The organism is Loktanella sp. S4079, assembly GCF_000967725.1.
Taxonomy (GTDB): Bacteria; Pseudomonadota; Alphaproteobacteria; order Rhodobacterales; family Rhodobacteraceae; genus Yoonia.
The window spans coordinates 945,078-964,515 of record NZ_JXYE01000002.1; the positions used below are offsets into that span (position 1 = coordinate 945,078).

The 19,438-nt window shown below is 54.0% G+C and carries 20 protein-coding genes and 1 tRNA gene; 7 read left to right on the forward strand and 14 right to left on the reverse strand.

Going from position 1 to position 19,438, the window contains the following annotated elements; all coding sequences use genetic code 11:
• Positions 1–137: 137 nt before the first annotated feature.
• From TW80_RS05865 to fabD, 8 genes are all read right to left on the reverse strand, one after another.
• Positions 138–1,319, reverse strand: coding sequence for a phage portal protein (locus TW80_RS05865; protein WP_045996347.1), 1,182 nt, complete (start codon positions 1,317–1,319; stop codon positions 138–140).
• A gap of 117 nt (positions 1,320–1,436) precedes the next feature.
• Positions 1,437–2,795 (reverse strand): DNA-packaging protein, encoded by a 1,359-nt coding sequence (locus TW80_RS05870; protein WP_239450513.1) that lies wholly within the window; start codon positions 2,793–2,795, stop codon positions 1,437–1,439.
• Positions 2,728–3,054, reverse strand: coding sequence for a hypothetical protein (locus TW80_RS05875; protein ID WP_045996349.1), 327 nt, complete (start codon positions 3,052–3,054; stop codon positions 2,728–2,730). Before TW80_RS05875 ends, TW80_RS05870 begins: the two co-directional genes overlap by 68 nt.
• Before the next feature lie 157 nt (positions 3,055–3,211).
• Entirely contained in the window at positions 3,212–4,369 is a 1,158-nt protein-coding gene (gene mltG / locus TW80_RS05880) for an endolytic transglycosylase MltG (RefSeq protein ID WP_045996350.1), read from the reverse strand.
• Positions 4,369–5,631 carry a beta-ketoacyl-ACP synthase II gene (gene fabF, locus TW80_RS05885; RefSeq protein ID WP_045996351.1) on the reverse strand — a complete coding sequence of 421 codons (1,263 nt, stop codon included), beginning with the start codon at positions 5,629–5,631 and terminating at the stop codon, positions 4,369–4,371. The genes mltG and fabF overlap by 1 nt, the downstream gene beginning before the upstream one ends.
• Before the next feature lie 221 nt (positions 5,632–5,852).
• Positions 5,853–6,086, reverse strand: a complete 234-nt coding sequence (locus TW80_RS05890; protein WP_045996352.1) for an acyl carrier protein — start codon at positions 6,084–6,086, stop codon at positions 5,853–5,855.
• 193 nt (positions 6,087–6,279) lie between these two features.
• Entirely contained in the window at positions 6,280–7,017 is a 738-nt protein-coding gene (gene fabG / locus TW80_RS05895) for a 3-oxoacyl-[acyl-carrier-protein] reductase (protein ID WP_045996353.1), read from the reverse strand.
• A gap of 13 nt (positions 7,018–7,030) precedes the next feature.
• Positions 7,031–7,969, reverse strand: coding sequence for an ACP S-malonyltransferase (gene fabD / locus TW80_RS05900; RefSeq protein ID WP_045996354.1), 939 nt, complete (start codon positions 7,967–7,969; stop codon positions 7,031–7,033).
• A gap of 179 nt (positions 7,970–8,148) precedes the next feature.
• Between fabD and TW80_RS05905 the strand changes: the two genes are divergently transcribed.
• On the forward strand, positions 8,149–9,324 hold the full coding sequence (locus TW80_RS05905; protein WP_045996355.1) for a cytochrome b/b6 domain-containing protein: 1,176 nt from the start codon (positions 8,149–8,151) through the stop codon (positions 9,322–9,324).
• 57 nt (positions 9,325–9,381) lie between these two features.
• Here the strand turns inward: TW80_RS05905 and TW80_RS05910 are convergent, their stop codons facing one another.
• Both TW80_RS05910 and TW80_RS05915 read right to left on the reverse strand, forming a co-directional pair.
• Positions 9,382–9,960 carry a YceI family protein gene (locus TW80_RS05910; RefSeq protein ID WP_045996356.1) on the reverse strand — a complete coding sequence of 193 codons (579 nt, stop codon included), beginning with the start codon at positions 9,958–9,960 and terminating at the stop codon, positions 9,382–9,384.
• A gap of 114 nt (positions 9,961–10,074) precedes the next feature.
• Positions 10,075–10,656: a hypothetical protein gene (locus TW80_RS05915; protein ID WP_239450494.1), complete on the reverse strand. Its 582-nt coding sequence runs from the start codon at positions 10,654–10,656 to the stop codon at positions 10,075–10,077.
• Between the two features lie 264 nt (positions 10,657–10,920).
• On the opposite strand from TW80_RS05915, the gene rpsF reads away from it, so the two are divergent.
• From rpsF to TW80_RS05940, 5 genes are all read left to right on the forward strand, one after another.
• Complete coding sequence (gene rpsF / locus TW80_RS05920; protein WP_045996358.1) at positions 10,921–11,274, forward strand: 30S ribosomal protein S6; 354 nt, start codon at positions 10,921–10,923, stop codon at positions 11,272–11,274.
• A 26-nt stretch (positions 11,275–11,300) separates the two neighbouring features.
• Positions 11,301–11,528, forward strand: a complete 228-nt coding sequence (gene rpsR / locus TW80_RS05925) for a 30S ribosomal protein S18 (protein WP_045996359.1) — start codon at positions 11,301–11,303, stop codon at positions 11,526–11,528.
• 13 nt (positions 11,529–11,541) lie between these two features.
• Entirely contained in the window at positions 11,542–12,153 is a 612-nt protein-coding gene (rplI, locus tag TW80_RS05930) for a 50S ribosomal protein L9 (protein WP_045996360.1), read from the forward strand.
• A 104-nt stretch (positions 12,154–12,257) separates the two neighbouring features.
• Positions 12,258–12,806: a hypothetical protein gene (locus TW80_RS05935; RefSeq protein ID WP_157033217.1), complete on the forward strand. Its 549-nt coding sequence runs from the start codon at positions 12,258–12,260 to the stop codon at positions 12,804–12,806.
• Positions 12,807–12,968: 162 nt separating this feature from the next.
• A complete protein-coding gene (locus TW80_RS05940; protein ID WP_045996362.1) occupies positions 12,969–14,927 on the forward strand; it encodes a bifunctional 2',3'-cyclic-nucleotide 2'-phosphodiesterase/3'-nucleotidase in 1,959 nt (652 codons plus the stop codon).
• Positions 14,928–14,971: 44 nt separating this feature from the next.
• Here TW80_RS05940 and TW80_RS05945 read toward each other — a convergent pair whose 3' ends face one another.
• The 4 genes from TW80_RS05945 to TW80_RS05960 form a co-directional block, all read right to left on the reverse strand.
• Positions 14,972–15,448: a hypothetical protein gene (locus TW80_RS05945; RefSeq protein WP_045996363.1), complete on the reverse strand. Its 477-nt coding sequence runs from the start codon at positions 15,446–15,448 to the stop codon at positions 14,972–14,974.
• A 149-nt stretch (positions 15,449–15,597) separates the two neighbouring features.
• On the reverse strand, positions 15,598–16,929 hold the full coding sequence (gene tig, locus TW80_RS05950) for a trigger factor (protein WP_045996364.1): 1,332 nt from the start codon (positions 16,927–16,929) through the stop codon (positions 15,598–15,600).
• Between the two features lie 21 nt (positions 16,930–16,950).
• Positions 16,951–17,035: transfer RNA gene (locus TW80_RS05955), tRNA-Leu, on the reverse strand.
• Between the two features lie 122 nt (positions 17,036–17,157).
• A complete protein-coding gene (locus TW80_RS05960; protein ID WP_045996365.1) occupies positions 17,158–18,891 on the reverse strand; it encodes a bifunctional ADP-dependent NAD(P)H-hydrate dehydratase/NAD(P)H-hydrate epimerase in 1,734 nt (577 codons plus the stop codon).
• A gap of 173 nt (positions 18,892–19,064) precedes the next feature.
• On the opposite strand from TW80_RS05960, the gene TW80_RS05965 reads away from it, so the two are divergent.
• Positions 19,065–19,403, forward strand: coding sequence for a P-II family nitrogen regulator (locus tag TW80_RS05965; RefSeq protein WP_045996366.1), 339 nt, complete (start codon positions 19,065–19,067; stop codon positions 19,401–19,403).
• Positions 19,404–19,438: the final 35 nt, after the last annotated feature.

Consider the following 19,438-nt stretch of genomic DNA (forward strand, 5'->3'; position numbering starts at 1 on the left):
CGACCGCCCAAATTTGGCGCTCTAGACGTGTCACCATGAACTCGATCCGCCCTAGGCGCACATCAACCTGCGCAAACCAAAAGTCCGAGACGACCGGTCTGGTGCTACGATGTGGTTTTCCCTCGAGATCAACGACCTTACCCGGCATCGCCAACCTCAATCGCTGGCAGACCAAGCAATGCACGTTTTTCAGGATCGGTCAGAAAAACCGCGTCACTCACGCGGCGCCACTGCGCGTCACGCTCGACCGAAAGCGCTGGGATCTGATCCAAATCTGGTTTCAACTCAAAGTCTTCACCGCAGAAATCCGACAACCAATCTGCAATCGTGCTGGTCACACGGCTCACAAGAGGTAAGACAGTCAGTCGATAAAACGCACGATTGGCCTCTTGGTAATTGGCATAGGTCGCATCACCCGGAATGCCCAACAGCATCGGCGGAACACCAAAGGCGATAGCAATCTCGCGCGCCGCGGCCTCTTTGGTCTTCTGGAACTCCATATCTGACGGCGAGAAACCCATCGGCTTCCAGTCCAACCCACCCTCTAAGAGCATCGGACGCCCGGCATTGCGCGCGCCTTGATGTTGGGTTTCCATTTCACTGAGCAACCGATCATATTGATCCGCCGACAATGATCCTTGACCGTCAGAACCTTTATACACGATGGCACCAGATGGACGGGCGGCATTATCCAGCAACGCCTTGGACCAACGCGAAGCCGCATTATGAACATCCACGGCATTTGCCGCCGCCTGAAGCGCGGACAGCCCATAATGGTCATCCTGCGGATGGAAGTTCTTGATATGACAGATCGGCCCCTGCCCGTCTGTGACAGTGAAACGATGCTTGCGCCCGTTAACACTATATTCATACGCCGCAGGCCAGCCATCGGCACCAGGTACAATCGCCATGCGGTCCGAGCGCAACACATGTAGCTCAAGCGGTAAACCTTCGTCACCAACGGCCTCAAGATACCCATTGCCCGTCAACAAGAGTTGACCAACAACCGCCTCGAATAGCTCAGCGCGGCCTTGTCCAGCATTCGGCCGCTTGAGCAGCGACAGCACCGGGTGCACATCATAGCGTCGGGCGCTATCTTGCAACACTACCGGCACAGCGGCTGCGGCTTCGGCAATCATCTTGACCGCACGAAAACCGATTGGGTTATGCGTAAACCCGGTGCGGGTCAGCGACACTGTATCGCGCGGACTCCACGCGACACGACCCGCGCCAGACATCGCCCGAACACGCCCCGTAGCCGAGGCCTTTGCCTCTGGCACAGGCCGCTCAGGCGTCGCGCGGTTCAAGAATTCAAACATTCAAAACTCCTTTGGGGGCGATCCGTCGAGGTGACGTCCCGCGTTCCATGAAAAACAATTTGCATTTAAATGATTACAAAGTTGGTAGGGATGCGTACGCACCCCTACGCAACGGCATCAAAGCCCACGAATAGTGGGCTCTTGCCATTTCTGAGCAGGATCAATCATCAGATCATGCAGCGCCCATACCAACGCATCCACCCGGTCAGGCGAACCGCGACCCGCAAAACCTGTCGCAGTCATCTGGCACATTTGATCTTCCAACTTAGCCAGACCACGCGCATGTTTCACGCGCCCCTGCTCATAAAGGGCGGCGATTGGCTCTGCTCGTGCGACCTTGCCACGCGACGCATGAACAGAACGATAAGGAACCAAAGGGTCCAATTGCCGTAAAACAGCCTCGACCATATCGCCGCCCTGATTGACCTCAGCGACCAACCGATCAGCACCAAAGCGATGCATCGCCGAGATGGCAGCCTTTGCCCAATCGCTCGGTCGCGCAGCAGCGACCGTCAAATCTGCAATCACATAGGAACGCCATTCTTGCGGCGGCCCCTCCATCACGACACCGGCGACGACAATACCGCATTCATCAGACCCCTTGTGCGAGGTCGCAACCGGATCAATCGCCACAACGACACGCGTGCACTCTGGCACATTGCGCACCTGCGACGCGGCCAGTTGCTCCATACTCCAAAACGCACCATCAACATCATCCAGCAAGGTGCCATCAATTTCCTGTCGCCCAAGCGAAGTACCCGCATAGCGTGCCTCGATCTCAGTAATGAAACTTTGCGCAAGGTTCGCCCGATTGGCTTGTGTCGGCGCGTGCGTCATCACCGTGGTGTCCAAGCACAGCAAATCGCGCAGGACAGAAACCCGCCTCGGGGTCGTGGTAACACAAGCCCGCGGATGATCCCCCAACCGCAAACCAAATTGCAGCATGTCCCACGTCTCGCCGCCCTTGCGCCACTTTGCCAGCTCATCCGCCCATAGCGCGTCAAATTGCGGGCCACGCAGGCTTTCGGGCTCATGCGCAGAAAACAACTGCGCCTGCGCACCATTTGGCCAGACCAGCATGCGCCGGGTCGATATCCAATCTGGGCGACGATCCGGTGGGCTCACTGCCATGATCCCGCTTTCGCCAAAAACCATAACCTCGCGCGCCTGATCCATGGTCTCAGCCACAATAGCAACTCGCCGGGCGGTTCCGGGAACGTTTGGGCGGGGTCCCTCAACCATTGACCGGACCCACTCTGCGCCCGCGCGGGTTTTGCCCGCGCCGCGCCCCCCCATAATGACCCAAGTGCGCCAATCACCAATCGGCGGCAGCTGATGCGGCAAAGCCCAAAATTCGAACAAATAAGGCAATGCCGCCACCTGGGCCGCGCTCAAGGACTTCAGAAACTCAACTTGGTTCAAGCGTGGTGCGGATGCGATCAATTTGGCGCCCGATGTCAGCCCGCAAGGCATCATAGTCGATTTCGACATCTGGCTGATTGGCTTGTTGTTGGGCATAAAACGCCTCCTCCGCTGCAAGCACCTTCAGGTGCACTGATTGCAATTCACTGATTTTGTTCAAAAGAGGTTTTGGCGTCGCGGCCGTCGGCGGGCCGATATCATCCAGCATAAGCTGCAAATAGTCCCGCACACGGACATATAGCGCTGCAATCTCGGCCACGCGCTCCGAGGCAGCATCAAGGGCACCTCGCCCCTGATCATTGGTTTTTGTCATGATGTTTTCGCCTGTAAGGATAATCTTCCGTTACATGAGCGGCGCATTCCTGCGTCTTCCAGCAAAGAAACTATAGTCACAAAATGGCTAAAAAGTCAAACAGCCGAAGGTGTCACTCCGCACCCCCGGCTGTTATTTAGTTAACCTTTACAGCAGGTCAATTATCTGCGGCACGCTCTGCTTCGATCTCGCGCCAGCGGGCCACATTTCGGTTGTGCTCGTCCAGTGTCTGCGCAAAAGCATGGCCACCGGTCCCATCAGCAACAAAGAAAATGTAATCCGTGCTGTCTGGGTTCAATGCTGCCTCAATGCTCGCCCGCCCCGGATTTGCAATCGGTGTCGGAGGAAGCCCTTCAATGACATAGGTGTTCCAAGGCGTCTCACCGCGCAGTTCACTTTGACGCAATCCGCGCCCCAAAATGCCCTGCCCTTGCGTGATACCATAGATAACCGTCGGGTCTGTTTGCAGTCGCATACCTTGGTTCAGGCGGTTAACGAAAACACTCGCAACCTGACGGCGCTCTTCAGGAACTCCCGTTTCTTTCTCGACGATACTTGCCAAGATCATTGCTTCTTCTGGCGATGCCAACGGCAGATCATCTGCACGATTGGCCCATGCTTCCGCTAGAATATTTGCTTGGCGCGAAGTCATCTGTTCCACAATCGCAGAAACACGCATGTCAGGTGTGATGTCATAGCTATCCGGTGCCAGCGACCCCTCTGCGGGTGTTTCCTGAACATCAGCGACCAAGATATCAATCGCGCTCAATTCGTTGATGATTTGCCAGCTCGTCACACCCTCGGCCAACGATACGCGATAACGGGTATCGGATGCCCCACGCACTTCGGTGTATTCAGCGGGTGTTTCTTCTTCTGCCGGATCGTAATTCACAATTTCAACAAACCGATTGGTTGCGGGATCCAATTCGCGGACCTGCACCTGCATACGATTGATACCGACACGGTAAACAACCTCTGTACCACAGGTATTCTGACCGCCACGCGTGACAATATCGACAACTTCTTCCATCGAGGCCGCAGCAGGCACCAAAAAGCTGCCAGCTTTGAGCAAGCCAGATTTCTCAGAGTAATCCGCACCAGTCTCAAAGATGAATTCAGACGAAATAACGCCCTGATCCAACAGCTTATCGGCGACCCGCGACATGTTCGTGCCGCGGTCCACCTGAAAACAAATTGCCTGCGCCAAGGGACCCGGCGCAGAGTATTGCTTTATTCCCCAGCCGACAGCGCCCACCAGAAGGAATAAAGCAACAATAAAGAATGTCAGAAAGTTAGACGCAATGTGGCGCCACATTAGCTGACCTTCCCAAAGATAACGCTGGCATTCGTACCGCCAAAGCCGAACGAATTCGACAGTGCGACATCAATCTTGCGCTCGCGTTTTTCATTGGCACATAGATCAACCACGGTCTCGGCCGCTGGATTATCTAGGTTGATCGTCGGCGGGGCTACCTGATCACGGATCGCAAGGATCGAGAAAATCGCCTCAATTGCACCAGCAGCCCCCAACAAGTGGCCAGTCGCAGATTTTGTCGATGACATCGTCAGCTTCGCGGCGGCCTCTGGCCCGACCAGACGCTCAACTGCGCCCAATTCGATGGTATCTGCCATCGTAGATGTGCCGTGTGCGTTGACGTAGTCGATCTGTGTCGGCTCAATTCCCGCGTTACGGCATGCTGCGCGCATCGCACGCTCTGCACCTTCGTGATCAGGTGGCGGCGCTGTGATGTGATGCGCGTCACCGCTCAGACCGTAGCCCAGAACCTCGGCGTAAATCTTTGCGCCACGGGCCTTTGCGTGTTCATATTCTTCAAGCACGACAATGCCTGCACCCTCGCCCATGACAAAACCGTCGCGGTCAGCATCCCAAGGGCGGCTCGCCTTCGTTGGATCGTCATTGTATTTCGTGCTCAGGGCCTTACAGGCGTTAAAGCCCGCGATCCCAATTTCGCAGATCGCAGCCTCAGCGCCACCAGCGATCATCACATCTGCATCACCGTGTTGGATCAAACGTGATGCATCGCCAATTGCGTGGGCGCCTGTCGAACAGGCCGTTACAACCGCGTGGTTTGGACCACGGAATCCATATTTGATCGATACCTGACCCGAGATCAGGTTGATCAACGCACCGGGAACAAAGAATGGCGAAACACGGCGCGGACCTTTTTCAGCCATCATCACCGCCGTATTCGCGATCGAGTTCAATCCCCCGATGCCAGACCCCATCAAAACGCCCGTGCGCTCAAGGCTCTCGCGATCTTCAGGTGCCCAGTTTGCATCTTCAATCGCCTGCTGCGCAGCGGCCATCCCGAACATAATAAAGGTATCAACCTTACGCTGTTCCTTGGGGTCCATGTATTTGTCTGCGTTAAACGTACCGTCAGTACCATCGCCCAGCGGGACTTCGCACGCATATTGTGTCGTCAGCTTGCTTGGATCAAACCCAGTGATCTTACCGGCACCGGATTGGCCATCCAAAATCCGTTCCCAGGATTCTTCGACCCCATCAGCAAGCGGGGTTACCAAACCCAAGCCTGTTACAACTACTCGACGCATATTCTGCCCTCACCTCTTGGCGTATTTGAATGCACTGATAACCTAGCCAACAGCAACGGGGCAAGACCGCCCCACGTGCTGCGGCATCATATGCGCACATTCGGCGCATCACACATAATCTGTCTGGCTCTCAATTAAGGAACGAAACCTCTACAAAGCAACCGACCTGCATAAAAAAACGGCGCCCCAAAAGACGCCGCTTCATTGAATTTCAGAACGGCTTATTGTGCGCCGTTGATGAATTTCACTGCATCACCAAATGTTTGGATGGTTTCTGCAGCGTCGTCAGGGATTTCGATACCGAACTCTTCTTCGAACGCCATAACCAGCTCAACAGTGTCAAGGCTGTCTGCGCCCAGATCATCAATGAAGGAAGCAGTTTCCGTCACTTTGTCTTCTTCAACACCAAGATGCTCAACTACGATCTTGCGTACGCGATCTGCAACGTCGCTCATATCAATTCCTCATGTCTTTCTGGGCCAATGCCCGTTCTGATTTGGGCAACTGCCCGTCCTAGTTTTCCCCATATAGGGTTTTACCGATCTGCGCCGCAAACATCTGACGTGACGTCACATGCGCATTTTTCGGCAAATCTGGGTGGCCTATAGCAGAGAATTCCGCTTAGGCAAACGATTTCATGACCCGTTTTCAGAGCATGGCCATACCGCCATTCACATGCAAGGTTGTCCCTGTCACATAAGCTGCTTCTGGGCTGGATAGATACAAAACTGCCGCAGCAATCTCATCTGCTTCGCCCATGCGACCAGCGGGAACTTGCGACAAAATCCCTGCCTTTTGCTCATCATTTAGCTTATCGGTCATCGCAGTAGTGATGAAACCCGGTGCGATGCAGTTAACCGTGATTCCGCGGCTTGCCACTTCGTATGCGATAGATTTGGACATACCGACCATACCGGCCTTGGATGCCGCATAGTTCGCCTGACCTGGGTTGCCTGTGGCGCCCACGATCGAGGAAATATTCACAATACGACCCCACCGGGATTTCATCATGCCACGGATCACACCTTTGCACAGGCGCATGGTAGAGGTCAGGTTAACCTCCAAAACGGATGACCATTCCTCTTCTGACATCCGCATAAAGATATTGTCGCGTGTGATTCCAGCGTTATTCACCAAAACATCAACCGCCCCCATCGCGTCAGCCGCTTGCTTGGGTAGCGCATTCACCGCATCCGCATCGCTTAGGTTACAGGGCAACACATGCGCCCGCTCACCCAGTTCTGCCGCCAATGCCTCTAGTGGCTCAACGCGCGTACCAGACAGCGCAACAGTTGCGCCCGCACCGTGAAGCGCCTTGGCAATTGCACCACCGATGCCGCCAGAGGCACCCGTAATCAGTACATTTTTCCCATTCAAATCAAACATTCTTAAGTCCTTCTTAAACTTTCAGGGCCGCAGCCACTGAAGCAATATCTTCCGGCGTACCAACTGGCGTCGCGCTCACATTGCGATCAATCCGTTTGACCATGCCACAAAGCGCCTTGCCTGCGCCGATTTCATAGATTTCCGTAACGCCCTTTGCCGCCATATAGGCCACGCTCTCGCGCCAGCGCACAGAACCCGTCACCTGTTCAACCAACAACGACCGAATGACGGCTGGATCACTCACGCTACTCGCCTCGACATTCGCAACCAGAGGCACAGCAGGCGTATTGATCACGACATCGTCCAATGCCTCGGCCATGGCGGTGGCTGCAGGTTCCATCAAACTGCAGTGGAAAGGTGCGCTCACGGGCAGCAGCATCGCACGGCGAGCGCCTTTTTCCTTCGCCAGCTCGGCCGCGCGTTCAACCGCCGCCTTGTGACCTGACACAACCACCTGACCTGGATCATTGTCGTTTGCCGCTTGGCAAACCTCGCCTTGGGCTGCTTCTTTTGCAATGGCGTCAACTGCCGCAAAATCCAACCCAAGAATCGCCGCCATTGCGCCGACGCCAACGGGTACAGCCTCTTGCATAGCGGTCCCACGCAGACGTAACAAACGCGCCGTATCAGCGACGCTCAGCGCGCCAGCAGCGGCGAGCGCAGAATATTCACCCAATGAATGCCCCGCGACGTAATCGGCCGCGGTGACTGGAACCCCCTCAGCCTCAAGCGCGCGCATCGCGGCCAAAGAGGTTGCCATCAACGCGGGCTGTGCATTTGCGGTCAGCGTGAGATCAGCAATGTCGCCTTCCCAAATCATTCCAGACAGATTTTCGTCCAGCGCGTCATCAACTTCTTGGAAAATCGCTTTCGCCTCGGGATAGGCATCCGCCAGCGCGCGTCCCATCCCAATTGTCTGTGCCCCTTGGCCCGGAAATACGAATGCTCGCATCAGACCTCTCCTTTGTTGGTCGGTTATTTTGCCGTAGGCTTACCCTGCTGCGCCATAGCGCACAAGCAACGCGTCAACTGATCGGCAACGCACACAAGCTGTAATGACACACACAGAGCAGACGGTTTGCGCAAATCATCCACAATGATAGCCTGAACGGAACAACTTGGAGAACAAAGATGTCCGCCACAAACACAGCCAGCACCTATGGTTCTGTCACCAAAGTTTTTCACTGGCTTACCGCCCTGCTCATTCTGACGTTGATTCCCCTTGGGCTCATCGCTCAGGAACTTCCTTTTGATTCTACGCTCAAGGTTCCGCTGTTCTCAGCCCACAAAACGCTAGGGATCATCGTATTCGCCGTTGCGCTCGCCCGGATTCTATGGACCATCACGCAAACAGCGCCGGGGGACCTGCACCCAGAACGACGGGCTGAAACGCTTGTCGCGCATGTTGTGCATTGGGCGCTATATACAGCGCTCGTATTTGTTCCACTGACGGGGTGGCTCCATCATGCAGCCACATCTGGATTCGCACCAATCTGGCTACCCATCGGACAGAGCCTTCCGTTCATCCCCCAGGACGAGCATTTGGCGGAAATCTTCTCTGGACTGCATTGGATTTGGAGCAAAATCCTGATCGTTTCGATATTGCTGCATGTCGCCGGCGCGCTAAAACACCAGATCATCGACAAAGACGCGACGCTATCACGGATGTGGTTTGGCAAAAGGCCGCTACCAGAAACCGGAACGCGAGATCATTCATTTGCAGCACCGCTGATTGCGCTTGGCATCTACGCCTTTGCGGCAGCAGGTGCGAGTGCGAGCGGCATGCTATCTCATAGCGATAACACCCCTGCCCCAGCATTAGAGCAAGCCGCATCCGATTGGATGGTAACCGAAGGCACGATTGGGATCACGATCACCCAACTTGGCAATCCAGTGACCGGCCAATTTGAAGATTGGACTTCTGTAATATCCTTTGATCCCAACGCGACCGGCACAATGGGCCAAGCTGCAGTCACGATCGCAATCGGGTCCCTGCAACTTGGTTCCGTCAGCGGGCAAGCAATGGGCGGCGATTTCTTCGATACCGCTAATTTCCCCACTGCCCAGTTTACCGCCGACATAACGGCCCAAGACGCAGGCTATGTCGCGGATGGGACGCTCACCATCAAAGATATATCTGTTCCCGTGAGCATGCCATTCACACTTGATATAACGGACAATACCGCGGTGATGTCTGGCGGGCTCAAGCTTGATCGCCGCGATTTCCAAATTGGTCAGAGCATGGCGGACGACAAAAACCTCGGATTTGATGTCTCTGTCGACATTAACCTCACCGCCACGCGTTAATAAAAAAGGGCTGCACCTGAACACAGGTGCAGCCCTTAAAACGAGAAATCTTAAAGATTATTCAGCTTTCATCGCTTCAACAGAAATTGTGACTTCGACTTCATCGCTGACGTAGGGTGCGAATGCGCCAACTTCAAAGTCTGAACGGATGAGCGTTGTTGTCGCATCAAAACCAGCCCATTCTTTTTCTGCCATTGGGTGCATGCCAGTTTGGTTCAGCTTAGCATCCAAAACGACTGATTTTGTGACGCCGTTCAGTGTCAGATCACCTGTGATCAGTGCTGTATCATCGCCTGTGACTTCAATCGAAGTCGAGGTAAAGCTGACCATTTCATCTTCGGACGCGCCAAAGAAATCGTCTGACATAAAGTGCTCAAAACGGCCTTCCCAGCCCGTCAACATGCTGCGCACAGGGAATGATACGCTTACGCTGGATGCTGCTGGGTCTTCTTGGTCAAAGCTGATTTCGCCTTCAAAGCCAGAGAACATGCCCATACCTGTGGAAAAACCAAGGTGGTTGTAGGTGAACATGATCTGGCTGTGGCTCGCATCAAGCACGTAGGCTTCGGGTGCAGCAAAAGCAGGTACGGCGGCGGTAGAGGCAACCAGTGCGGTTGCAAAAAGAACGTTCTTCATTGGAATCTCCAGTTGCGAATAGTTACACCCTCTAATGAAGGTGCATTACCGCACAAAGCAATTCAGCAATTCTGAACAAATTGTGTTCGACAACTAACGACTGACGCCGATGATTTAGGTCGCGCTGCGCGTTTCGACCATCAAATCCTGGGCCAAACGGTCACGCAACGGCACCAGCTGCGCTTCGATCCCTTCGGCGACACTGACCCGCTGACCAGAATCACGATACTCTAGGACCAGCGCCGCAACAGCACTCTCTGACTGCGGCTCGATCCCAACGCTGCTAATCGCATCAAACCCATAGGCGCCGATCGTTGTGGGGCGCCCGGCGCGATTGGTGATCACCTCGCGAATTTCGCCAACGCTGGTGTCGATGTGAACTTCTGCTTGGGAACCGCGGCTTGCGAACCACAGCAGATAAAACCCCACTGCCCCGAACAAAACAGACGCCATGATGCGGATAACACCAATATTACCGTCGAAAAACAAAACGGGCATCGCGAGGATACTGACCGCCGCGATCATAAAGCTTGCCCCAAAGAGATAGGACAATATCTGCGCCAACACGACACCAAGAGCCGGGCTACGGCCCGATTTGATTTGATACCCCCAAAAGGTGTCTTCCACTGAAAAGCTGGATGATTTTGCGATTTGCATTTGGCCGCCTAAGCTCTGAGTAACCATAGTATCTGTCACGACGCACCCTCTATGTCCTTTTGAAATGAATTAACAGTAAATCAGGGCGATAAATTGGCACTGCCGTGGCAGAGATAAAAAATGCCAAAATCATCTTGGCATGCTAAGAAAAACAGGCACACGACGCTTGCATCATGGGTTCATCACTGTATAAGGCCGCAACCTTTCTGCGTAATGTTGAACTGCGTAGTCTCTCGTGGGTGGGGTGCAGAAAGGATCGCTGCCCCACGCTTTGAAATGCGCTGATAATGAACTGGAGTAAGCATGCCGCTATACGAGCATGTCATGATTGCGCGTCAGGATCTGTCCAACTCGCAAGCTGAAGCCCTTATTGAACACTTCGGATCGGTTCTTGCTGACAATGGCGGCAAGTTGATCGAAAACGAATACTGGGGCGTCAAAACGATGGCCTATAAGATCAACAAAAACCGCAAGGGCCACTACGCCCTGCTGCGCACAGATGCGCCAGCACCTGCGGTTCAGGAAATGGAACGCCTGATGCGTCTGCACGACGACGTCATGCGCGTACTGACAATCAAAGTCGACGCACATGAAGAAGGCCCTTCCGTCCAGATGCAAAAACGCGAAGACCGTGGCGAACGCCGCGAGCGCCGCTAATCAGATCTTAGATAAGGACAACAATCATGGCTACTAAACCATTTTTCCGTCGTCGTAAGTCCGATCCGTTTGAAGGTGAAAACGCCCCTAAGATCGACTACAAAGACACTCGCCTTTTGCAGCGCTATATCTCTGAGCGCGGCAAAATCGTTCCAGCCCGTATCACAGCTGTTGGCGCAAAAAACCAGCGTAAGCTCGCTCAGGCGATCAAACGCGCGCGTTTCCTTGCCCTGCTGCCATACGCAGTAAAGTAAGGACACCGATCACATGGATATCATTCTCCTTGAGCGCGTGGCCAAACTGGGCCAGATGGGCGAAGTCGTTTCTGTTAAAGAAGGCTACGCACGTAACTTCCTGCTGCCACAAGGCAAAGCACTGCGCGTAAACGCTGCAAACCTTGCACGTTTCGAAGCAGAAAAAGCTCAGCTTGAAGCACGCAACCTGGAAACCAAGAAAGAAGCAGAAGCGCTGGCTGAAAAGCTGGACGGTGAAACATTCATCATCATCCGCTCTGCATCTGACGCTGGTTCCCTGTACGGTTCTGTTACAACACGTGACGCCGCCGAAGCAGCAACAGAAGCTGGTTTCTCGATCGACAAAAAGCAGGTTGTTCTGCTTGGCGCGATCAAAGAACTCGGCCTGCACGAAGTTTCCGTGAACCTGCACCCAGAAGTCGCAGCAACAATCTCGCTGAACGTTGCACGTTCCGAAGAAGAAGCTGAACTGCAAGCTGCTGGTAAGTCCATTGCAGAGCTGGCCGCCGAAGAAGAAGCAGCTGCTGAATTCGAAATTCAAGAGCTGTTCGACGACATCGGTTCCGCTGCTGACGAATTTGCTGACGACGAAGCACCCGCTGCTGAAGCGTCTGACGAAGAGTAATTCTTTGTTGCTAACAAGATTGAGGCCGTCCCTTTTTTGGGGGCGGCCTTTTTTGCCTAACGTAAAATAGGCCAAGACCAAGTTTCGTAACGATGATCCGTGAAATGAAGCTCCCCCTTCTCGTCACATGTTTGGCAGCACTTACTGCCTGTGCAGCGCAGCCAACCGGCGATATTCGCTGGAAGCCTGAACTCTTGAACGCAGGCGACTACGTCAGTGTGTCCCAAAGCCGTGACGGCCTTATTCATCACATGTTTGTCGGGTCAGATCGCGGAAATTACGTGGTCCAAAGCTACCGCGGCGCATCCCCAGAAGGTGAACCAGCCTTTACAACGGTCCTCGACCGTGACGGCAATTATCTGCTCTGGGAAGATCAGGATGGTTACCAAGTGCGCTATGAACCGCATGATTGCACGCGGACGCTTGGGACTTGTCGCTACACTGAAATCCGCCCAAATAACCTCAGGGTACGTTGGACACGCGTGACAACGGCAACCGAAGTTGGCTTCAAATACGTTGAAACTGACCGCAACGGCGGGCGCAAGGTCACCGGCGAAATCGCGCTCGACGCGCGTGGGGTCGCAGGCGATGGTACCGTCAACGGCTATTTTGGCGGTCAGAATTTCACGGTTGTAAACCGCAGCTACGAATAGCCTCTCATCATCACGAGGGCTATTTTTCCAGCGATATGCATAACTTATACACGTAAGCGAAGTCGCACGTTATCGTGATTGCATTCCATTCGCTCACACCCTTGTTACATTTCCCCGCCAGATGTCTGCTCTATACATTCTAGATAACTGGGGGATAGACATATGACAGTTCGTCTTAATCGTCGTCACTTTATCGCGGGTTCAGCCGGGCTGATCGCGATGCATCCGTTTTCGGTCAACGCTGCAACCAATCAGGCACATTTGCGGCTGATGGAAACCACTGACCTGCATGTTCACGTGTTTCCATATGACTACTATGCAGACCGTCCGGTCGATACCGTCGGCTTGGCCCGTACAGCGTCGATCATCGAAAGCATCCGCGCCGAATCGACCAATGCGCTCTTGCTCGACAATGGTGACTTTCTTCAAGGGAACCCGATGGGCGATTATATCGCCTATGAACGGGGCATGAAGGAAGGCGATATGCATCCTGTCATCACCGCAATGAATACGCTTGGCTTCGATGCATCGACATTGGGTAACCACGAATTCAACTACGGTGTCCCGTTCCTGATGAAATCCGTCGCTGGGGCCACCTTTCCCATCGTTTCAGCCAACGTCGTCAAGGAAATGGGCGCAACACCTACAGCGGATACCACGCTCTTGCCACCCTATGTCATTCTGGAACGCACACTCACAGACGGATCAGGCGTCGCCCACCCGATCAAGATCGGCCTCATCGGATTTGTACCGCCTCAGATCATGAACTGGGACCGCAAGCACCTCGAAGGGAACGTGCAGGCCCGCGATATTGTTGCATCCGCCCGTGCCTATGTGCCGCAAATGAAGGAACAAGGCGCGGATATTATCGTTGCGCTTTGCCACTCTGGGATTGGCGAGACAAATGAATCCGACGGGATGGAGAATGCAGCGATTCCTTTGGCAGGTATCGACGGCATTGACGCGATTCTCACCGGGCACAGCCACCTCGTCTTTCCGTCATCGAATTATGACGATTGGGCTGGTGTCGATACAACTGCCGGTACGATCAACGGAAAACCCGGCGTGATGGGCGGTTTCTGGGGCAGCCATATGGGGCTCGTTGATCTGCTGCTCGAGCTCGATGGCAATGGCTGGCGGATCTTGTCCCATACATCCGAGGCGCGCCCCATTTCGCGCCGCGAAGAAGACCGCAGCATCACCCCACTGGTCGAAGACTACGCACCTGTTCTTGCCTCTGTCCAAGATATCCATGATCAAACACTGACCTATGTCCGCACAGCCGTGGGTAAGACCGACGCACCGCTGCACAGCTATTTTGCCTTGGTCGCTGACGATCCATCGGTGCAAATCGTTTCCAACGCGCAGACTTGGTACATCGCCGAACAAATGGTTGGCACGCCGTTCGAGGGCCTCCCCATCCTCTCTGCCGCAGCGCCCTTCAAGGCTGGCGGTCGTGGTGGCCCGGAATACTACACGGATGTACCTGTCGGCGATGTCGCGATCAAAAACGTTGCTGACCTCTATCTTTACCCAAATACAGTGCGCGCAGTGAAAATAACGGGTGCAGACGTCAAACTCTGGCTCGAACGCAGCGCAGGTATGTTCAATCAAATTGCTCCGGGTTCAACAGATGCGATCCTGCTCAACCCTGACTTCCCAAGCTATAACTTCGACGTCATCGACGGCGTCAGCTATGAAATTGACCTATCGCAACCTGCGATGTTCAACCGCGAAGGTGAAGTCATTCACGCCGATACGAATCGGATCATCAATCTGCAATTCAACGGGGCTCCGATTGAGCCCACGCAGGAATTTGTTGTCGCGACCAATAACTACCGCGCAACTGGCGGCGGTAGTTTTCCGGGTGCAGATGGGTCTACGATCATCTTTGAAGGTCCAGACACAAACCGTGACGTCATCGTGCGCTACATCGTTGAACAAGGCACTGTCAGCCCGCGTGCAGACGCAAATTGGCGCTTTGCCCCAATGCCCGACACAACAGTCATTTTTGAAACGGGTCCCGCCGGGGCGCAATACGCTGACACTGTGGATGGCATGAACATCGCCCCCGCTGGCAGTAGCGAGACTGGCTTTGCACAGTTCCGCATCACACTCTGACAGAGTAACGGCCGGCGTTTTCTGTAACACCGGCCGTCCATCAATTAGCGATCAAATGTCTCCAAAGACAAACGCGCATTACAATATTCGCCGTCGTAGGTTCCGGCCCATACATCGATGCGACCATCCGCAGGACGCGTCAACACAATGCGCGGGTCTAAGTTTCCGTTGTCATCATCGTCATAGTACCAATGTGCAGAAGACGTATTGATCAAAAGCGCAGAGTCACACTCGCTGACCATACTAATCACAAGTTGATAGCCACCCATCCCGGACAATTGGAATGAAAAATCTGGATTGGTCGTAAAGTACCCTGCCCCAGTATCCGTGCCTGGTGTCACATTCGAACAATCCCAAACGTAGTTTTCGCCGCCAGCAACAACGCTGAACGACCGCTCTTGGTAGAGCTGTTTACCAGTCGCCTGATAAGACTCCGACGGCGATGCATTAAAGTTGGGACAGGCAGCCGCGGCAGAGCCAAATCCAAATGCGCATGCGGCAGCGAGCAAAAAGGTCTTCATTCATATCTCCTACGAAATAGTCACTACATCAACTGAACAACCCATGAATAAGGGCCATCAAAACAGTAGGGAAATATTTTTGAACTATCGGTCAAAAGTAAAGGGCGCCCCAAATGGGACGCCCTTCAAAATAACATCTGTTGCAAATATTACTCTTCTTCGAGCTTCTCAACAGCAGCTTGCAGGTCTTCCTTGCTCACTTCTTTGTCTGTCACAGCAGCTTTGTCCAAGATGTGGTCTACGACCTTGTCTTCGAACATCGGTGCTTGCAGTTGCTGACGGAACTGCGCGTTTTGCTGAACGAACTCAAAGAACTGACGCTCTTGACCTGGGTACTGACGCGCCTGGTTCATGATCGCTTGTGTCATCTCTTGGTCAGTGACTTTGACGTCAGCTTTTTGACCAATATCAGCCAACAGCAGACCCAGCTTCACGCGACGTTGCGCCAGTTTCTGGTGCTCGTCGGTTGGCTCGATCTCTGGGTGATCGTGGCCTTCAACTTCTGGGTTTTCTTCGTGCCACAGCTGGTGCGCAATTTGGTTTGCTTCTGCGGTGACCAGCGACTCTGGCAGATCAAAAGAAACAAGTGTGTCCAGCTCGTCCAACAGCGCGCGTTTTGCAACGGCACGTGATGCACCGGTGTACTCTGCCTCCAGACGCTCTGTGATTTGCGCTTTCAACGCTTCCAGATCTTCTGCACCAAATTTCTTGGCCAGTTCATCGTCCAGCTCAGGTGTTTTTGGCGCTTTCACTTCTTTGATTGTGCAGGTGAAGACAGCTTTTTTGCCAGCAAGGTGCTCAGCTTGGTAATCTTCAGGGAAGGTCACCTCGACGTCTTTTTCTTCGCCCGCTTTCACCTTCAGCAGGCCATCTTCGAAACCTGGAATGAAAGAGTTGGAGCCCAGAACAAGCGGGTAATCTTCGGCTGAACCACCGTCAAAGGCTTCGCCGTCAACTTTACCAACGAAATCAAGAATAACTTGGTCGTCTTTCTTGGCTTGGGTCTTTTTCGCTTCGTAAGAGACTGCCTGCGGAGAAGACGCGAGGTTGTCCAAAGCTTCTTGAACTGATTCGTCGTCTGCTTTGACGACCAGACGCTCGAGCTTGATCGCGCTAAAGTCTGTTTCAGCGATCTCAGGAAGTTTCTCGTAAGAAACTTCAACATTCACGTCGTCGCCTTCTTTCCAGTCTTCGTTGGTCATCTTCATCTCAGGCTGTGCCGCAGGACGGTCACCTGATTCTTCAAGATGCTTGGTCAGCGCACCGTCGATCGACTCTTGCATGCTTTCGCCCATAAGACGCTGGCCGAATTGCTTGCGCAGCAGTGCCATAGGCACCTTACCCTTACGAAAGCCCTTCATTTCCACGGTTGGCTGAGCTTCTTTCAGCTTTTCTTCGACTTTCGCGTCAAGTTCCGCTGCGGTGACGGTGATAGCGTAGCCGCGCTTGAGGCCTTCGTTGAGGGTCTCAGTGACCTGCATGTGCTGTCCTTCTTTAATTAATGGTGCGGGTGAAGGGACTTGAACCCCCACGCCTTGCGGCGCCAGAACCTAAATCTGGTGCGTCTACCAATTCCGCCACACCCGCATTATCAAAAGGGGCAGGAAGTGTGCCCGCCCCGAGGTTGGCCGCTGTCTAGCAAAGCCTTTCACGGGATGCGAGAGGAAAAATGCGCTTTCTTCATCCCTTTTTGCAGAAAGTTTGCCAGATTAGATGGCAAGGGCGCGCATGACCTTTGGTAACTCCTCTGGCAGATCCTCGGCAATCAGCCCGGGGCCAAAGCTTAGCGCGCATTCTGTGTGCAGCCAGGCACCCATTTCAGCCGCCTCCATCGGCGCAAACCCACGCGCCAGCAAACCCGTTATAAAGCCCGCCAAGACGTCACCAGAACCAGCAGTCGCCAGCCAAGGCGCTGCACGTTCATATATTGATGCGTTAATACTGCATTGCCCTGATGGGTCCGCGATCACTGTATCTGGCCCCTTGAACAGTACCACACACCTTGCCCGCTTGGCCGCCTCTCGTGTCGCGTCAACCTTGGAATACGCTGGCCCCCTATCGGCAGGCGCGTTCAGCTTTTCCGCGATGTCCGGGAATAGACGTGCGAATTCGCCTGCATGTGGCGTAAGTACACAACGGTCATGCAAGCGATCAAACAATTGCGGATCAGAAGCCAACAACGTCAATGCATCCGCATCCAAAACCGTGGGCCGCGGGTTTACACCTCCGCGTCCAAGAACACTTGCGATCAAGCCTCGCTCGCGATTACCCACCCCGAATCCCGGCCCAATACAAAGCGCATTGATGCGCTCATCTTCCAAGACTTCAACAAGTCCACCAGCATCATCGATCACAGTCAGCATGACCGCATTCAACTGCGCGGCATTCTCGATCAGCGCCGCCTGCGGACAACCAACCGTCACTGCCCCCGCCCCAATTCGCAAAGCACCTCGCGCAGCCAAACGCGCCGCGCCGCCCTTACCGGAACCACCAGAAAGGATCAGCGCGTGTCCGTGCGAGTATTTGTGCCCCTGATCCTTTGGCAACATCTGAAAATATGATGTAGGCGCAATTGCGCGACCGAATCTGTTTGGTTCAATCAATGAAACCGCGTCAACACCGCCGTTATTGAGGTGGCTAGAAAGCTTGCTATCGTCCATGTGCGGCAACGGAGCGAGAGCTAACTTACCCACATGCCATGAACCTTCCGCCAAATAGTGTCCAAGCTTTCCTTGATGAAAAGTTACAGTCAGGTCGGCGCGCACTGCATACGCCATTTCCTTGGGCCAACGTGTGGAGTGCTCTACAGACCGCTCAATTGCCGCTGGTAAGAACCCCCTCCCACTGTCGGCACATATGCCACTGGGTATATCGATCGCAACAAGCTTGGTTGGCAATCCGGTTTCCAGACTATGTAGCCATTTGGGCGCGAACTCCAACAATTCCCACAGACTGTCAGCTAGCTCACATGAAATAGGGCGCGACAAACCTGTACCGAACAGTGCGTCCACGATTACATTAGGTTGATCGCAAGCTGCCACCCAACCTTGGCTTAGCTCTTTAGTATCACCAACTTCACACCAGCGTTCATAATTCGCCCGCGCATCCGGCGGCAGCTTTTCTGCATCACCATACAGAAACACCTCAACGCCCCACCCGGCTTGATGCAACAGCCGGGCCACAACAAAACCGTCACCACCATTGTTCCCGGGCCCGCAGAGCACGACCGCCCTATGCTTGCCCTTCTCATCATCTTGCAACAAATACTCCGGGGGTTTGGGGGTTGGCCCCCAAGACGGCGCTAGCTCTGGCCACTCCTCAAAGATGGCTTGGACAACGCCCCGTCCCGCGCTTTCCATCAGTTCCAGGCCAGTGACTTCACCGGTTGCAATCGCGGCCTGTTCAATGGCGCGCATTTGGGCAGCGGTTAAAAGTTCGGTCATCGCTTAGGCAAATAAGTTTTCATTTTGCATATTTTTCGACACTTCTGCATAATATTTAATCAGTTGAGGTTCTTTACCCCGTTGCATCTGCCGTCAAGGTTCGCCACGAATTGTCCCGATGCAACAGAAATGTTCTGACCACCATTAAATAACCGCTAGGGGAGTCGCGGCATATGAAAAAGATCGAAGCGATCATCAAACCATTCAAACTCGATGAAGTCAAAGAAGCGCTCCAAGAAGTGGGCGTTCAGGGTCTTTCCGTCGTCGAAGTCAAAGGCTTCGGACGCCAAAAAGGCCACACAGAACTCTACCGTGGCGCTGAATACGTGGTCGATTTCCTGCCAAAGGTAAAAATCGAGGTGGTACTCGCGGACGATCAGGTCGACGCAGCCGTAGAAGCCATCATTGGCGCGGCCAAAACAGACAAGATCGGCGACGGCAAAATCTTTGTCTCTCCCGTTGAGCAAGCCATCCGTATCCGGACCGGCGAATCCGGCGACGACGCCCTCTAAGAATCAACCCGCAGATTCGCTCTGCGCCTTCAAGA

What these genes read in the sequence shown, in the direction of transcription:
- TW80_RS05865 (WP_045996347.1), bottom strand. Translation starts at nt 1,319, where the DNA reads ATGTTTGAATTCTTGAACCGCGCGACGCCTGAGCGGCCTGTGCCAGAG.
- TW80_RS05870 (WP_239450513.1), bottom strand. Translation starts at nt 2,795, where the DNA reads ATGATGCCTTGCGGGCTGACATCGGGCGCCAAATTGATCGCATCCGCA.
- TW80_RS05875 (WP_045996349.1), bottom strand. Translation starts at nt 3,054, where the DNA reads ATGACAAAAACCAATGATCAGGGGCGAGGTGCCCTTGATGCTGCCTCG.
- mltG (WP_045996350.1), bottom strand. Translation starts at nt 4,369, where the DNA reads ATGTGGCGCCACATTGCGTCTAACTTTCTGACATTCTTTATTGTTGCT.
- fabF (WP_045996351.1), bottom strand. Translation starts at nt 5,631, where the DNA reads ATGCGTCGAGTAGTTGTAACAGGCTTGGGTTTGGTAACCCCGCTTGCT.
- TW80_RS05890 (WP_045996352.1), bottom strand. Translation starts at nt 6,086, where the DNA reads ATGAGCGACGTTGCAGATCGCGTACGCAAGATCGTAGTTGAGCATCTT.
- fabG (WP_045996353.1), bottom strand. Translation starts at nt 7,017, where the DNA reads ATGTTTGATTTGAATGGGAAAAATGTACTGATTACGGGTGCCTCTGGC.
- fabD (WP_045996354.1), bottom strand. Translation starts at nt 7,969, where the DNA reads ATGCGAGCATTCGTATTTCCGGGCCAAGGGGCACAGACAATTGGGATG.
- TW80_RS05905 (WP_045996355.1), top strand. Translation starts at nt 8,149, where the DNA reads ATGTCCGCCACAAACACAGCCAGCACCTATGGTTCTGTCACCAAAGTT.
- TW80_RS05910 (WP_045996356.1), bottom strand. Translation starts at nt 9,960, where the DNA reads ATGAAGAACGTTCTTTTTGCAACCGCACTGGTTGCCTCTACCGCCGCC.
- rpsF (WP_045996358.1), top strand. Translation starts at nt 10,921, where the DNA reads ATGCCGCTATACGAGCATGTCATGATTGCGCGTCAGGATCTGTCCAAC.
- rpsR (WP_045996359.1), top strand. Translation starts at nt 11,301, where the DNA reads ATGGCTACTAAACCATTTTTCCGTCGTCGTAAGTCCGATCCGTTTGAA.
- rplI (WP_045996360.1), top strand. Translation starts at nt 11,542, where the DNA reads ATGGATATCATTCTCCTTGAGCGCGTGGCCAAACTGGGCCAGATGGGC.
- TW80_RS05935 (WP_157033217.1), top strand. Translation starts at nt 12,258, where the DNA reads ATGAAGCTCCCCCTTCTCGTCACATGTTTGGCAGCACTTACTGCCTGT.
- TW80_RS05940 (WP_045996362.1), top strand. Translation starts at nt 12,969, where the DNA reads ATGACAGTTCGTCTTAATCGTCGTCACTTTATCGCGGGTTCAGCCGGG.
- TW80_RS05945 (WP_045996363.1), bottom strand. Translation starts at nt 15,448, where the DNA reads ATGAAGACCTTTTTGCTCGCTGCCGCATGCGCATTTGGATTTGGCTCT.
- tig (WP_045996364.1), bottom strand. Translation starts at nt 16,929, where the DNA reads ATGCAGGTCACTGAGACCCTCAACGAAGGCCTCAAGCGCGGCTACGCT.
- TW80_RS05960 (WP_045996365.1), bottom strand. Translation starts at nt 18,891, where the DNA reads ATGACCGAACTTTTAACCGCTGCCCAAATGCGCGCCATTGAACAGGCC.
- TW80_RS05965 (WP_045996366.1), top strand. Translation starts at nt 19,065, where the DNA reads ATGAAAAAGATCGAAGCGATCATCAAACCATTCAAACTCGATGAAGTC.